This window comes from Nitrospiraceae bacterium (genome assembly GCA_020632595.1).
Lineage (GTDB): Bacteria > Nitrospirota > Nitrospiria > Nitrospirales > UBA8639 > Nitrospira_E.
The window spans coordinates 266,291-280,232 of record JACKFF010000003.1 but is presented as its reverse complement, the minus strand read 5'-3'; the positions used below and the strand labels follow the sequence as shown (position 1 = coordinate 280,232).

Below are 13,942 nucleotides of genomic sequence, written 5' to 3'. Positions count from 1 at the left end.
GAATATCATGAGGAGAATTCTCCCTCGCTTGTGAGGAAAATGATCGAAACTGAACTTATCATGCAGATTTTCAGGCGGTCAACCAACTGAAAAGGTCAGGATTTTCTTTTTATTAAGATTAGCAGACCAAAAATATTCAAGGATCTCTTGCCCTGAGCAGAGTGTATCCATTATGAATGGGGCCTCACACTCAGGTGATTTCCAATGCCCCACGACAATAATTTCCAACATTCTAATTATACCAAGTCGGACCCTGGAGTACGGGTAGGCTATCGAACCTTTCAGCCTGGAATAGCTTCAGATTCGCCCGCATGGAGCCAGGCAATGGTTGGCGTTGGCGAGCAGATGGCCCGATCTCGAGTGAAGGGAATCCTGTTTCTCAATGGCCTGCCATTTATGGATCTCTTCGGTGCGGCCAGATTGGATGAGGTTGGAGGATTAAAACGAGGATATTCCCGAGGGATTTCTGGCTTGGAATCGTTGCTGGCTCTTCTTCGCCCCGCTACAAGCGGTATTTGTCTTCCAGATGATCCAATTCACCCTCCTGTAGCGAATGATGAACCAACTCACGGAAGGGTGGACCTGCTTGCTCAGGAAGCAGGAAATTTTTCTTCGTCGTACGTACGGAAATTTGAACTCGCCCTGACCAAGGGGAGCGGCCAATCTATTCCTTGTGGTCGATACCTTTGGTCTTCGATCAACCATCATGTTGGACGCGTCGAAGCCGCCATGCATCTTTTGGCGTATCTTCAAAATTGGGTTTTTCGGCTTGATCTAACAAGCGATGACCGGCTTCTTCTCGTTGGCCATGGACATGCGGGTCAGGTCCTGGCTTTATTGTCGAATATTCTAGCTAGAGGGGAATCGGAAATGAGGGCCCGCGTTTTTGAGATTGTAGCCACATACTGGCAAGCGTGCCCTTCAACCGATCGGTCCGTAGAGCAGCTCGAACGCTTGTATGGTCTTGTCATGGATCAAACGGTGTTAAACGGGGCAATGGTCGATGTCGTCACGTTAGGAACTCCGGTTCGCTACGGCTGGGATATCGATGGAATTGGTCATCTGCTGCATTTGGTGAATCATCGTGCCATTCGAACTGATGGCAAGCGTTGGTTGGCAAAAATGGAATTACCTCAAATTGCGTGGGAAATGCCCTATCAATCTGGTGGGGATTACATACAGCAATTGGCTGTGGCCGGCACGGATATGGTTCCGAATAATCCGGAGGCTGAACAGGCCAATGTTGATTTCAGAGAAATTTTTGAACCCTATGACGGCTTTGAGCGGTGGCTGGAATGTACTCGGCGTGGGACACGGTGCGCCAATGACGGACAATGCCTGTTGGTGGAATATGGGGTTCAGGCAGAGGAGTCTCCTCGACAGCACTTATTCGGCCATGCATGTTATACCCAAAGCCGGGCCATGTTATTTCTAGCGACTGAAATCGCACAGGCCTTCTATTCACCGAAGAGGCATTGATTGAGTGAATGAATCATGTGGTCTTAGAGGTGATGGTGATGTTCTGAGGTATTTCATTCGATGTGCCATGAGGCGTGTTGCCTCTGTTTCGCCTTTCTCGCTGGGCCGTTAGTCGCACTTCTTTATAGATCCAAAGACACATTGATTCTCTTTGAATCCCTATGATATCAACACAGGGCTTGCCAAGGGGTTTAAAAAATCTCTAGTGACTTAATGAAATTGTAAAGTTCTCACAACCCTTATACCTAAGAGATAGGCCATTATGATTGTTGGCGTCCTTCGAGAAACGTATCCTGGTGAACACCGAGTAGCTCTAGTTCCAGCTGTACTTCCCTCGCTGAAAAAAGGGGGAATGGACGTCATGGTTGAATCCAAGGCTGGAGACCAAGCGGGCTATCCTGACTCTGCCTATGTTGAAAAAGGGGCAACAATTGCCTCTTCTCGGGCACAGGTGTTCGAAAAGGCTGATTGCGTTGTTCAAGTGCGGTTGTTAGGAGCCAACCTTACCGAAGGTCAGGCAGACTTAGCAGGTTTTCGCAAAGGGCAGATGCTGATTGGGATGGCCGAAGCCTTGACCGCCCCGCAATCGGTTCAAGACCTTGCTTCTCGTGAGGTCGTGGCCTTTGCTTTAGAATTGATGCCTCGCATTACCCGAGCCCAAAGTATGGACATTCTTTCCTCCATGGGCACAGTGGCTGGTTACAAAGCGGTACTGATTGCCGCTAGTTCTCTGCCAAAAATGTTTCCCATGCTCATGACAGCGGCCGGAACAGTCACGCCTGCGAAGGTCTTAATCATTGGCGCTGGGGTTGCAGGATTGCAAGCCATTTCTGTGGCTAAGCGGTTAGGGGCTGCGGTTGAGGCGTATGATATTCGCCCTGCGGTCAAAGAGCAGATTTTAAGTTTAGGCGCCAAGTTTGTTGAGCTGCCACTGGAGACAGGTGCTGCAGAAGATAAAGGGGGGTATGCAAAAGCCCAAGATGAAACCTTTTACAAGAAGCAGCGGGAGTTATTAGGGAAAGTAATCGCCACTAGTGATGTAGTGATTTCCACGGCGGCTGTGCCTGGGAAGAAAGCACCGATTCTTATTACGGCTGATATGGTTGGGGCTATGGCTCCAGGGTCAGTGATTGTAGATCTGGCTGCAGAACGGGGCGGAAACTGTGAGCTAACTAAACCTGGCCATACAATTGTAATGCATGGTGTGACTATTCATGGTCCTGAAAACCTGTCTTCAACCGTACCGTTTCATGCCAGTCAAATGTATGCCAAAAATGTAGCGACCTTTCTCCTCCATTTAGTGAAAAAAGGGGAAATTCAAATTGATATGAACGACGAAATTACAAAAGAAACCATGTTGACGCGAAATGGGGAAGTTGTTCAGCCGCGCATTCGGGAAGTATTGGGACTTCCGGCTTAATCGGCGTAAGAATGAGGGAATTGCTATGGAAATGTTTCTCATGTCCTTTACGGTTTTTGTCCTCGCGATCTTCGTGGGTTTCGAGGTCATCACGAAGATACCGCCCACTCTTCATACTCCTTTGATGTCAGGTTCTAACGCCATTTCTGGTATCACCTTAGTGGGGGCCATTGTTTCTACAGGAACGGAGTTGTGGGTTACCACGGTTCTGGGGTTTCTTTCTGTGGTCTTGGCGACCATTAATGTGATTGGTGGATTTATGGTAACGAACCGAATGTTAGCCATGTTCAAAAAGAAGACGTAAAACATATGTACGATTTTATTATAAATTTTTCTTACCTCGTTGCGTCCGTCCTGTTCATTTTTGGCTTGAAGGGGCTTACCCATCCTCGAACGGCAGTTCGCGGGAATGTCCTGGGTGCCTGTGGAATGCTGCTGGCCGTGGTCGTAACCCTCACTGACCGGCACATTGTCAGTTATGAGTACATTATATTGGGAATGGTAGTGGGTGGTGCCATTGGCGCGGTGTTGGCGATGCGCATAGAGATGACCTCTATGCCAGAGATGGTCGCTCTTTTGAATGGATTTGGTGGCGCTGCCTCAATTTTTGTGGCGGGGGCCGCTTTGATTGAAGGCTCTTCGTTAACGGATTCACCGATTATTCAATTAACGATTGCCACAGCTGCCTCAGGATTAATCGGGGCCGTAACGTTTTGGGGCAGCTTGGTGGCCTTTGGGAAGCTGAAGGGGCTGATTTCCGAAAATGCGATTTTGTTTTCAGGTCAACAAGTGATTAATTCTATCTTGGCCCTATTGGTGCTGGGGTTAAGTATTGGGGTGGTTTTAAGTCCTGATAGCTTCTCGCTGTATTGGGTGTTGGTTGGGGTGGCATCTGTATTAGGCATTTTGCTAGTGCTTCCTATTGGTGGGGCGGATATGCCTGTGGTGGTGGCATTATTAAATTCCTATTCGGGGTTAGCTGCCGCGGCAACAGGTTTTGTGCTTTCCAATAATGTTCTCATCATCACCGGTTCATTGGTAGGTGCGTCCGGGATTATTTTGACCCACATTATGTGTAAAGCCATGAACCGTTCGTTAACCAATGTCTTGTTTGGAGTAATGGGGCCTTCAGGTGAGGGTGGCCAAACTGCAGATGAAGTGTATGGAGGAAAAGTTAAGTCGGCTTCTCCCGAGGAAGTTGCTTTGCTGTTTGATGCGGCGCGACGAGTGGTAATTGTTCCTGGCTATGGGATGGCGGTATCGCAAGCGCAGCATCCGGTCGCAAGCTTGGCTGCTCTTCTGGAGAGTCGTGGGACCACCGTGGAATATGGTATCCATCCTGTGGCAGGAAGAATGCCAGGCCACATGAATGTCCTTATGGCTGAGGCTGACGTTCCCTATGATGCCCTGAAGGATATGGATGAGGTCAACCAAACCATTGATCAGGTGGATGTTGTCTTAGTTATTGGTGCAAACGACGTGGTGAACCCATTGGCCAGAACTGATCCAAGTAGTCCAATTGCGGGAATGCCAATCATTGATGTCGATAAGGCAAAAACTATTGTGATAATAAAACGCAGTTTAAGTCCTGGTTTTGCCGGAATTCCAAACCCATTATTTGCCTTAGATAACTCATTGATGTTATTTGGAGATGGCAAAAAGATGGTATTGGATATTATTGCCGCATTAAAAGATTCATAGTGTGATATTCCTAAAATATCAGATAGGAAAATATATTTATTTGATTTTAAAGGCAAAAATTTAAAATTGTGAATTAATTTCGTCTTGCATAGGCTTACAACTCGTGATAAAGTGCCATCCTCGGAAGCAAAATGTAAAATGTTGGTTTAATCTTTAGTTTGAGGGAAACGTGGAAGTACGAGTTATCAATAACAACGTAGAAAAAGCATTGAAAGTCGCTAAGAAAAAGTTAGCCGCAGAGGGTTTGTTTCGTGAATTAAAACGTCGCAGATTTTATGAAAAACCTAGCGTTAAGAAAAAGGGTAAAGAGCGTGAAGCCGCCAGGCGTCGCCAAAAATGGCTTTCAAAGAATAGAATGTTTTAGTCTCCCGTAATTCAGCCAAAATCGTAATTCATCCTCAATTTTTATCTCCAACTCAAAAAATATGAATGAGGATGACAATCTTGTCTTCCTCCGCTTGGTTAAGAAGGCCATAAGGCCGTTTCCTACCCCAATCCTTAGTCAACTTGCCGAACAAGGCAGTGCTCCTTTTAAAATTTTGATTGCCTGTGTTTTGAGCTTGCGAACCCGTGATCAAGTGATGGCAGAGGCTAGTAAAAGGTTATTTGCAATTTCTTCGGATCCGTTTTTAATGGCAAAAATGCAGGTAAAAAACATAGAAAAAGCCATTTTTCCTGTGGCTTTTTTTCGCATAAAAGCCAAGCAAATTAAGGCCATAAGTCAAAAAATTTGTAAGGATTTTCACGGGGAAACTCCTGGTACCATTGATGCCCTGTTATCATTGCCAGGTGTTGGCCGTAAAACGGCTAATTTGGTTGTTACATTAGCCTATAATATGCCTGGAATATGCGTAGATACGCATGTCCATCGAATTTGCAATCGATGGGGTTATGTCTTTACCACCGATCCCGATGGAACAGAAAAAGCGCTTCGGGAAAAGCTTCCACGAAGGTGGTGGATTCCTCTCAATGGAATGTTGGTCGCATTTGGTCAAAATATATGCAGGCCGGTTTCGCCTAGGTGCAGTGTTTGTGTTCTAAGTCAATATTGTCCCAAAAATGCTGTTTTTTCTACCAATTAATTAAAATTGTCGAATTTCCAGAATGGACTTGGTTTTCCTTAAGCTCAAATATTATAGATTATTCCACATGGACCTAATTATTGTTTGGAGGTAGGGATGATTCAGGTAACATCAGGTTGGATATCTGAAAAATCAATCAGAATAGGGAGCAATACGAAATGGATGAATCCACCTCAGATTGATGCCAATTCTGATTTTTCTAATTATTACGGGTGGATATTCTTTGAAGCAAACTGGCGTTACCGTTTAATGCATAGTTACCAATTGGTATCTTTTCTGGATAATATGCCATTTTATTTTTAATTTAATTTATTTTTCAATGACTTATTTGATTTTATTACGCTTTGAATTGAATTTTGGCATTGCCAAAAAATAATGCTGTTACCATTTAGAATCATTTTGTTTTTAGTAAAAGATCGCAATTAAATTTTTTATTGCTTAAACAATGACTTACGAAATTTTCATGTTTAATGAAAAAGGTTCAAAACTTGCATTTTTTCGCCATTGCTATGAATTTCACCAATTTTTTAAAAAATTAAATAAATATTAATTGACCCAAATCTTAATTTTTGTAAAGGAGGTGATACAAGTTTTAAGTTTGAATTTGTGAATTAAATCATGGACTTAATGTCCTGCACTCACTTAGGAGGTGTAAGCAATGTTTCTTTCTAGACGGCAATTCTTGAAAGTTTCAGCGGGAACAGTCGCAGCAGTGGCTCTGGCCGATAAGGCCTTGGCCTTAACGGCATTACAGCCAGTTATCGAAGTGGGAAATCCTCTCGGGGAATATCCGGACCGCTCATGGGAGCGTGTTTATCACGATCAATACCGGTATGACAGTTCCTTCACGTGGTGTTGTTCTCCGAATGACACGCATGCTTGCCGTATCCGGGCATTTGTCCGGAACGGGGTCGTGATGCGCGTAGAGCAAAATTACGATCATCAAACCTATGAAGATCTCTACGGCAACCGTGGGACGTTTGCGCATAATCCGCGGATGTGTTTGAAGGGCTATACGATGCATCGGCGTGTGTATGGACCGTACCGCCTGAAGGGTCCCTTGATGCGGCGGGGCTGGAAAGCCTGGATGGATGACGGGAGTCCAGAATTCACTCCGGCCATCATGAGCAAATATAAATTTAACGCTCGCTACTTGGATGATATGTTGCGGGTCTCCTGGGATACCGCATTTACCTATTTAGCGAAAGCTATGATCATCATTGCGGAGCGGTATAGCGGAGAAGCGGGTGCTCGGAGATTACGGGAACAGGGATATCCGCCGGAGATGATCGAAATGACCAAAGGGTCAGCTATTCGGTCATTTAAATTCAGAGCCGGAATGCCAATTTTGGGTTTGATTGGGAAAATGGGCATTACCCGGATGAATGGAGGTTGCGGGGCATTGTTGGACACCTATATCAGAAAAGTTCAGCCGGATCAGGCTCAAGGGGGTCGGTACTGGTCGAATTATACCTGGCACGGTGACCAAAACCCTGCTCATCCTTTCTGGAATGGTGTCCAGGCTTCAGATGTCGACATGAACGACATGCGGTTTTCGAAATTGAACACGAGTTGGGGTAAGAACTTCGTGGAAAATAAGATGCCGGAAGCGCATTGGAAGCTGGAGAGTATTGAGCGGGGAGCCCGGCTGGTGGTTATCACTCCGGAATACAACCCCACAGCCTATAGGGCTGACTATTGGATGCCTGTACGACCAGCGACTGATGGAGCTTTATTTCTGGGTGCATTAAAAATCATTTTTGACGAGAACATGTACGATTATGATTTCTGTCAATCGTATACGGACATGCCAATTTTGGTTCGAACGGATACCCTCCAATACCTGGATCCCCGGGAAGTGATTAAGGATTATGCGTTCCCGGATTTTGCCAATTCGTATTCAGGCAAAGTGCAAACTATGAAGCCTGATGTCATTGCGCGTTTGGGCGGATTTATGGTGTGGGATCTGAATAAGAACCAAGCCGTGCCCCTTCATCGGGAATTGGTGGGCTGGCATTATCGGAAGAGCGGGATTGATTCGGCCTTGACGGGGACCTACCGTGTGACCCTACTCAGTGGCCGTGAAGTGGACGTTATGCCGATTTTCCAAATGTATCAAGTCCATCTGCAGGACTATGATTTGGATACCGTCCATCAAATCAACCGGTGTCCGAAGGACTTGATTGTGCGTTGGGCGCGGGATTCAGGGACGATTAAACCGGCGGCCATTCACAACGGTGAAGGGACGAACCATTACTTCCATCAAACCATCATTGCCCGCGGCGCGGCGATGGTCTTGATTGTGACGGGCAACGTCGGGAAGTTTGGGACTGGCCAACATACTTGGGCGGGTAACTATAAGGCCGGAATTTGGAATGCCACCCCCTGGGGCGGCGGCGGTTTAGGAACCCATACCGGAGAAAATCCGTTTAAAATTACCACGGATCCGAATGCCCATGGCAAAGAAATTCATGTCAAAGGGTACTATTACGGAGAAGAGGTGGCCTATTGGAACCACGGCGATACGGCGTTGATTGTGAATACGCCAAAGTATGGTCGTCGGGTGTTTACGGGGAAAACGCACATGCCAACCCCAAGTAAATTCCGGTGGGTAGCCAACGTAAACGTGTTGAACAACGCCAAGCACCATTATGACATGGTGAAAAACGTTGATCCGCACATTGAAACGTTGGTCAATCAGGATGTGGAGATGACGTCGGATGTCAATCACAATGACGTATCGTTTGCCGTCAATACCTGGATGGAGTTTACCTATCCTGAGCATACGGCGACGGTGTCGAATCCGTGGTTCCAAGTATGGAAGGGTGGAATCAGACCATTGTATGACACCCGGAACGATTTGGATACGGTGGCGGGCGTTGCGGCCAAACTCAGCGAAATGACGGGTGATGGCCGGTTCCGCGATTACTTCAAGTTTGTGTATGACAATCGTGTGGATGTGTACTTGCAACGAATTTTGGATGCCAGTACCACCGCATATGGCTACAACGCGGATGTGATGTTGAAATCGGAAAAGGGCTGGATGGTCATGTGTCGGACATATCCTCGCCATCCTTTCTGGGAAGAGACCAACGAGTCGAAGCCTCAGTGGACGCGAACAGGCCGGTATGAGAATTACCGGGTGGAGCCGGAGGCCATTGAGTATGGGGAAAACTTCATTTCGCATCGGGAAGGGACGGAGGCCACTCCTTACTTGCCCAATGCGATTATGTCGTCCAATCCGTACGTCAGGCCGGATGACTATGGGATTCCGATCACGGCGCAACATCATGATGATAAAACCGTCCGGAACATCAAGTTGCCGTGGCAGGAGATCAAGCGGTACTCCAACCCGCTCTGGGAGAAGGGGTATCAGTTCTATTGTGTGACGCCGAAGACCCGGCATCGGGTGCATAGTCAATGGTCGGTGAACGATTGGGTGCAGATGTATGAATCCAACTTCGGCGATGCCTATCGAATGGATAAGCGGACACCGGGGGTGGGTGAACATCAAATTCATATCAATCCGCAAGCGGCAAAAGATCGTGGGATCAATGACGGGGATTATGTCTTCGTCGATGGTAACCCGGTGGACCGGCCGTATCGTGGCTGGAAGCCCAGCGACCCCTATTACAAGGTGGCGCGGTTGATGATCCGGGCGAAGTACAACCCGGCCTATCCCTACCATGTCACGATGGCCAAACATGCGCCGTATGTGTCGACGGCGAAATCGGTGAAGGGGCATGAAACCCGGCCGGATGGACGGGCGATTGCGCTGGATACCGGGTATCAATCGAATTTCCGGTATGGGGCGCAACAGTCCTTTACCCGTGACTGGTTAATGCCCATGCAGCAGTTAGATTCGCTGCCTGGCAAACATGCTGTCGGTTGGAAGTTCAAATTTGGCTATCAAGTGGACAATCATGCGGTCAATACAGTGCCGAAGGAATGTCTGATCCGTATTACCAAGGCGGAAGACGGCGGCATCGGTGGTCGGGGACCGTGGGAACCGGTTCGAACCGGGTTCACTCCAGGCCAGGAGAATGAGTTCATGATCAAATGGCTGAAGGGTGACCATATTAAGATTAAGGTGTAGGAACGGGTTCATGGGAACCCAAAGAAAGCAATTCCTTTGGGTTCCCGCCTCGTTCACTTGGTAATTCAAACAATAGAAACGGAGGACGACAATGCCTGAAGTGTATAACTGGCAGTTAGGACGAAAGATGCTGTATCCGTATGAGGAGCGGCATCCGAAATGGCAGTTCGCGTTTGTCTTTAACATCAACCGGTGTTTGGCGTGTCAAACCTGTTCGATGGCGGACAAGTCGACGTGGCTGTTCAGCAAAGGGCAGGAATACATGTGGTGGAACAATGTGGAGACGAAGCCGTACGGGGGCTATCCGCAGTTCTACGATGTGAAGATCACGCAGTTGATTGAGCAGGTCAATCCGGGCGGGCAGGTGTGGAACGTGCGGGTGGGCCGCAAACACCATGCGCCGTATGGGGTGTTTGAAGGGATGACGATCTTTGATGCGGGCGCCAAGATCGGGCAGGCGGCCATTGGCTACATCCCGACCGACCAGGAATGGCGGTTTGTGAATATTTATGAAGATACGGCCACCTCGATGCGGGCGATTGTGGAAGGGGTGGACAAGACGGGGTTTACGAAAGAAGAGCCGTGGAAAATGCAAGGCAGCAGCTTGCCGGAGCATGAGACGTACTTCTTCTATCTGCAACGCATCTGTAACCACTGTACGTATCCGGGGTGTCTGGCGGCGTGTCCGCGGAAGGCCATCTACAAGCGGCCGGAAGACGGGATTGTGTTGATCGACCAGAACCGGTGCCGGGGGTACAAGAAGTGTGTGGAGCAATGCCCGTTTAAAAAGCCGATGTACCGGGGCACGACGCGGGTGAGTGAGAAGTGTATCGCGTGCTATCCGCGGGTGGAAGGCAAAGACCCCTTAACGGGGGGCGAGCCGATGGAGACGCGGTGTATGGCGGCGTGCGTGGGGAAAATCCGGCTGCAAGGGTTGGTGAAGGTGGGCGATGACGGGCTCTGGGCGGAAGATCGCTGGAATCCGTTGTACTATGCCATTCGGGTGGAACAAGTGGCGTTGCCGTTGTATCCGCAATGGGGCACGGAACCCAACGGGTATTACATCCCCCCGCGGCAGGCACCGCGGGGCTACATCCGGCAGATGTTCGGGCCGGGGGTGGATAATGCGATTGAGAAGTATCTGGTGCCGAGCCGGGAGTTGTTGGCGGTGCTGCAGTTGTGGCGGGCGAGCCAGCAGATCATCTTCCGGTATGACGTGATTCCGGGGCCGAAAGTGTTTGAAACCCAGATCCATGGACGGAAGTTTGAGATGTACAACGACACGGTGTTGGGCTTCAACAAGTCGGGCAAGGAAGCGGTGCGGCAGCAAGTGGAAGAGCCGATTTACATCCGCCCGGCGGAGCGGGTGAACTGGCTGTAAGCAGGGAGCCCAGAGGGGAACCCGAAGAGCAGGGGGCGACATTCGTCGCCCCCTGCTTTTTTTTTCTGGGGTGCCGAACCACTTTTAGAAAGGATCTTGTATTTAAAAATGAACGGAGATCTTTGAACTGAAACTGCCTTTATTGTTAAGGGAGGATTTACCGAGTTCCTATTATAGTTGCCAGACAAAATTTATGTATTGGCGCTCTATAAAATTTTGGGATGAACTATAAAATCGATTGCATTTGACTTAGAACGGAATTGGGTGGTCGAGTGGGTTTAAAAATTTTTAATTTTTTGACTTTTAGGAAAGATTTACAAAAATTTGGGTAAAAATTGTTATAAATGTTTTGCTATACAGGGAACCCCTGATACAATTACATATTAACTATTTGAAAATGTTGATTTCTTAGGCGATGGCACAAAGTTGGAGTTATAAAGAAGCGTGACGAAATTTGCAAAAACCCTAGAAGAACTTCCGTTTTCGGCTCAAGCTGTATCCTTTGCCGAAATCATTAAAAATGGAGAAATTCCCAAACAATATTTGGACAGTGAATATGTTATGCATCAATTTGTAGAACGTTTGGTTCACTATATCTTAAGTGTTCCGCAAGGGAAATTCTCAATGTCGGAGTTAGGGAAACTTTTGGAAAAGATGGACCCAACTCACCAAGTGTTCTTTTTTAAACGGCTCAAAGAAAATAGCCCTAGTAGTCTGAAACAATTTGCTCCCTTATATTATGGGTTTATGGCTGAATTTCATCCCTTATTATTTACCTGAGGCCACCATACCAATAAAAAGACCACCTAGCTGTACAATTATAATGAAAAAGTCCTAGAAGGATTCTGGTTGGCAGTATATAATCGAAGAGAGAGTACAATAATTTTTTTTGTGAGGAACGGATAATGAATTCAATTTTACATCGTGCCGTGGCGAGTTTTTACAACCTCATTTATGAAGGGCAAGCATTTGCTTCAACCATGGCCCGAATTGATGCAGCTGAACAAGAAAGGTATTTTGGTCGGGTAGAAGGGCTCAATTGGGTTTTGGATCGCTGTCAAGAATTAGAGGATGTGGATATGAACCTGACGACAGCTTCTCTCCAAAAGTTATTAGGGGACGTCAAGTCGGATCTGGAACATGAGCTCTCCATTCAACGTAGGGAAAAAGGGCGTCGCGCCGATGGAAGAGAAGAAGCCCTAATTTTTGTAACTGATTATCTCGTCAGTTTGATCACTGCCACGGAAATCGAATCAACAAAAAGCCCTGTGTAATTGCCTGCCCATCATTGTTGGACCATTCCTGGAATGGTCCAAGTTCTGCTCTCTGAACTGAGTACTCGGAACTAACATGGGATTGTCTCGAAAAACAATGGTCCGTGAGTGGATTGTCTTAGCCCTATGTTTAGGGTTGGGGGCCCATGTGGCATTGGGATTTCTTCTGCATGGTGGACAGAATTGGCCGATTGAATCGTATGGATACTACGGGATTTTTTTTGGAGTCTTTATCTATGTGGTAGTCCAGATTGGTCGATCACTATGGTGGCTTAAAAAAGGAGGTCGGAGTACTCAAGGTCTATAAAAAGGCTATTCCCTGAAAAACTATCATGGAATTTTCCTCAGAAAACCCTGGAACTAAAGACTTATATGGACGAAAGATCCGATTTCTCTATGGGAATGCCTTCTTCAATAAGCATAATTGGAATTTGGTCACGGATAGGGTAGACCACGCTCTTGTCTTTTCGAAGCAGTCCTCCATCGATCTGTTCAGTGACCTGTTGACCTCCCTTCGTCTTCAATTCTCCTTTTGAAATTCTTTGGTTCAATCGTTGAACAACGGTTTGATCCAATAAACACACTTCTTGCTTTGTCTCTGGACAACAGAGTATTGCCAATAGGTCAGCAGCGATCTCACCTTTTCCTTTAGCTGAATCTTCAGGGCGCACCATATAACTCCTTTCAAAATGTGGCAGCAAAATCACCAACTCTTCCCAAAATGAAGAGTAGCACTGACCTTCCTTTGTAGCAAGAATTTTTCAGAAAATTCGGATTTGTGGGAACACAAAACATTGTGTCCCTGGATGCTGCGGAGGGGGCGGGTTTTTGCTAGACTGATTGAATTTCAATCCTCTTTTTTTCTATGCACACCCTTTCTGATCATACTTTCAAACGGTATCTCCTGACTGGGCTATTTCTTATTATTCCAGCCTGGGGAACCTTATTAATCCTCTATACGCTACTCGAAGCCTTAGAGCATATGACGGTAGACATTGTGTGGGCGTTATATGGTGTGAGGATTCCCGGTTCAGGGATCACATTTTTTTGCCTTCTTGTCCTCTGGGTGGGCATGGGAGCGACACATTTACTTGGCCAGCAGATTCATCGAAAATTGGAAGATTCTTTGGAGCGTATTCCCTTTGTGCGTAGTATTTATTACACCCTTAAAAGTATGGCGGATGTCCTCAAGTTCCGCGATCGATTTGGTCAAAGCAAGGTCGTCGCATTTCCGTTTCCACGTGACGGGCTTTGGGCATTAGGTTTTGACATGGGAGTACCTCCACCTAGGCTACAAGTATCCCCTGACGGACCTCTAATGATGGTCTTTGTTCCGACAGCCATTCATCCGTTTACCGGCTATCTGGCCTTTGTCCCAGAAGAAAGTGTGAATCGAATTCAGTTACGACCAGAGGAGGCAATGAAAATGGAGTTTTCTGCCGGACTCTACCGCCCCCGACCGGGATGGTTGTCACCAGCACATGTTCCGACGAGGGATAGTTGATCTGG

At 47.2% G+C, this 13,942-nt stretch carries 14 protein-coding genes; 13 read left to right on the top strand and 1 reads right to left on the bottom strand.

The genetic code is table 11. From position 1 onward, the window contains the following. Nucleotides 1–204 precede the first annotated feature (204 nt). The 12 genes from H6750_08720 (at nucleotide 205) to H6750_08665 (ending at nucleotide 12,740) form a co-directional block, all read left to right on the top strand. Nucleotides 205–1,479, top strand: a complete 1,275-nt coding sequence (locus tag H6750_08720) for a hypothetical protein (GenBank protein ID MCB9774392.1) — start codon at nucleotides 205–207, stop codon at nucleotides 1,477–1,479. 262 nt (nucleotides 1,480–1,741) lie between these two features. After that, nucleotides 1,742–2,899 (top strand): NAD(P) transhydrogenase subunit alpha, encoded by a 1,158-nt coding sequence (locus H6750_08715; protein ID MCB9774391.1) that lies wholly within the window; start codon nucleotides 1,742–1,744, stop codon nucleotides 2,897–2,899. Nucleotides 2,900–2,924: 25 nt separating this feature from the next. Then, nucleotides 2,925–3,203 carry an NAD(P) transhydrogenase subunit alpha gene (locus H6750_08710; GenBank protein MCB9774390.1) on the top strand — a complete coding sequence of 93 codons (279 nt, stop codon included), beginning with the start codon at nucleotides 2,925–2,927 and terminating at the stop codon, nucleotides 3,201–3,203. A gap of 5 nt (nucleotides 3,204–3,208) precedes the next feature. Then, nucleotides 3,209–4,600, top strand: a complete 1,392-nt coding sequence (locus H6750_08705) for an NAD(P)(+) transhydrogenase (Re/Si-specific) subunit beta (protein MCB9774389.1) — start codon at nucleotides 3,209–3,211, stop codon at nucleotides 4,598–4,600. A gap of 169 nt (nucleotides 4,601–4,769) precedes the next feature. Next, the gene (locus H6750_08700; protein ID MCB9774388.1) at nucleotides 4,770–4,964 is read left to right on the top strand and encodes a 30S ribosomal protein S21; all 195 of its coding nucleotides are present in this window, start codon (nucleotides 4,770–4,772) and stop codon (nucleotides 4,962–4,964) included. Between the two features lie 61 nt (nucleotides 4,965–5,025). Further along, the gene (locus H6750_08695; protein MCB9774387.1) at nucleotides 5,026–5,682 is read left to right on the top strand and encodes an endonuclease III; all 657 of its coding nucleotides are present in this window, start codon (nucleotides 5,026–5,028) and stop codon (nucleotides 5,680–5,682) included. Nucleotides 5,683–5,778: 96 nt separating this feature from the next. Then, nucleotides 5,779–5,985: a hypothetical protein gene (locus H6750_08690; GenBank protein ID MCB9774386.1), complete on the top strand. Its 207-nt coding sequence runs from the start codon at nucleotides 5,779–5,781 to the stop codon at nucleotides 5,983–5,985. A 355-nt stretch (nucleotides 5,986–6,340) separates the two neighbouring features. Then, nucleotides 6,341–9,778: a molybdopterin-dependent oxidoreductase gene (locus H6750_08685; GenBank protein ID MCB9774385.1), complete on the top strand. Its 3,438-nt coding sequence runs from the start codon at nucleotides 6,341–6,343 to the stop codon at nucleotides 9,776–9,778. Between the two features lie 91 nt (nucleotides 9,779–9,869). Beyond that, complete coding sequence (locus H6750_08680; protein ID MCB9774384.1) at nucleotides 9,870–11,159, top strand: nitrate oxidoreductase subunit beta; 1,290 nt, start codon at nucleotides 9,870–9,872, stop codon at nucleotides 11,157–11,159. Nucleotides 11,160–11,603: 444 nt separating this feature from the next. Further along, nucleotides 11,604–11,939 carry a hypothetical protein gene (locus H6750_08675; protein ID MCB9774383.1) on the top strand — a complete coding sequence of 112 codons (336 nt, stop codon included), beginning with the start codon at nucleotides 11,604–11,606 and terminating at the stop codon, nucleotides 11,937–11,939. A gap of 125 nt (nucleotides 11,940–12,064) precedes the next feature. Continuing rightward, nucleotides 12,065–12,433 (top strand): hypothetical protein, encoded by a 369-nt coding sequence (locus H6750_08670; GenBank protein ID MCB9774382.1) that lies wholly within the window; start codon nucleotides 12,065–12,067, stop codon nucleotides 12,431–12,433. Between the two features lie 76 nt (nucleotides 12,434–12,509). Next, nucleotides 12,510–12,740 carry a hypothetical protein gene (locus tag H6750_08665; protein ID MCB9774381.1) on the top strand — a complete coding sequence of 77 codons (231 nt, stop codon included), beginning with the start codon at nucleotides 12,510–12,512 and terminating at the stop codon, nucleotides 12,738–12,740. Nucleotides 12,741–12,801: 61 nt separating this feature from the next. Here the strand turns inward: H6750_08665 and H6750_08660 are convergent, their stop codons facing one another. After that, a complete protein-coding gene (locus tag H6750_08660; protein ID MCB9774380.1) occupies nucleotides 12,802–13,140 on the bottom strand; it encodes a hypothetical protein in 339 nt (112 codons plus the stop codon). 158 nt (nucleotides 13,141–13,298) lie between these two features. Between H6750_08660 and H6750_08655 the strand changes: the two genes are divergently transcribed. Beyond that, a complete protein-coding gene (locus tag H6750_08655) occupies nucleotides 13,299–13,937 on the top strand; it encodes a DUF502 domain-containing protein (GenBank protein ID MCB9774379.1) in 639 nt (212 codons plus the stop codon). Nucleotides 13,938–13,942: the final 5 nt, after the last annotated feature.

Bases quoted from the DNA above. Each gene is read 5' to 3' on its own strand.
- H6750_08720 (MCB9774392.1), top strand. From the start codon at position 205: ATGCCCCACGACAATAATTTCCAACATTCTAATTATACCAAGTCGGAC.
- H6750_08715 (MCB9774391.1), top strand. From the start codon at position 1,742: ATGATTGTTGGCGTCCTTCGAGAAACGTATCCTGGTGAACACCGAGTA.
- H6750_08710 (MCB9774390.1), top strand. From the start codon at position 2,925: ATGGAAATGTTTCTCATGTCCTTTACGGTTTTTGTCCTCGCGATCTTC.
- H6750_08705 (MCB9774389.1), top strand. From the start codon at position 3,209: ATGTACGATTTTATTATAAATTTTTCTTACCTCGTTGCGTCCGTCCTG.
- H6750_08695 (MCB9774387.1), top strand. From the start codon at position 5,026: ATGAATGAGGATGACAATCTTGTCTTCCTCCGCTTGGTTAAGAAGGCC.
- H6750_08690 (MCB9774386.1), top strand. From the start codon at position 5,779: ATGATTCAGGTAACATCAGGTTGGATATCTGAAAAATCAATCAGAATA.
- H6750_08685 (MCB9774385.1), top strand. From the start codon at position 6,341: ATGTTTCTTTCTAGACGGCAATTCTTGAAAGTTTCAGCGGGAACAGTC.
- H6750_08680 (MCB9774384.1), top strand. From the start codon at position 9,870: ATGCCTGAAGTGTATAACTGGCAGTTAGGACGAAAGATGCTGTATCCG.
- H6750_08670 (MCB9774382.1), top strand. From the start codon at position 12,065: ATGAATTCAATTTTACATCGTGCCGTGGCGAGTTTTTACAACCTCATT.
- H6750_08665 (MCB9774381.1), top strand. From the start codon at position 12,510: ATGGGATTGTCTCGAAAAACAATGGTCCGTGAGTGGATTGTCTTAGCC.
- H6750_08655 (MCB9774379.1), top strand. From the start codon at position 13,299: ATGCACACCCTTTCTGATCATACTTTCAAACGGTATCTCCTGACTGGG.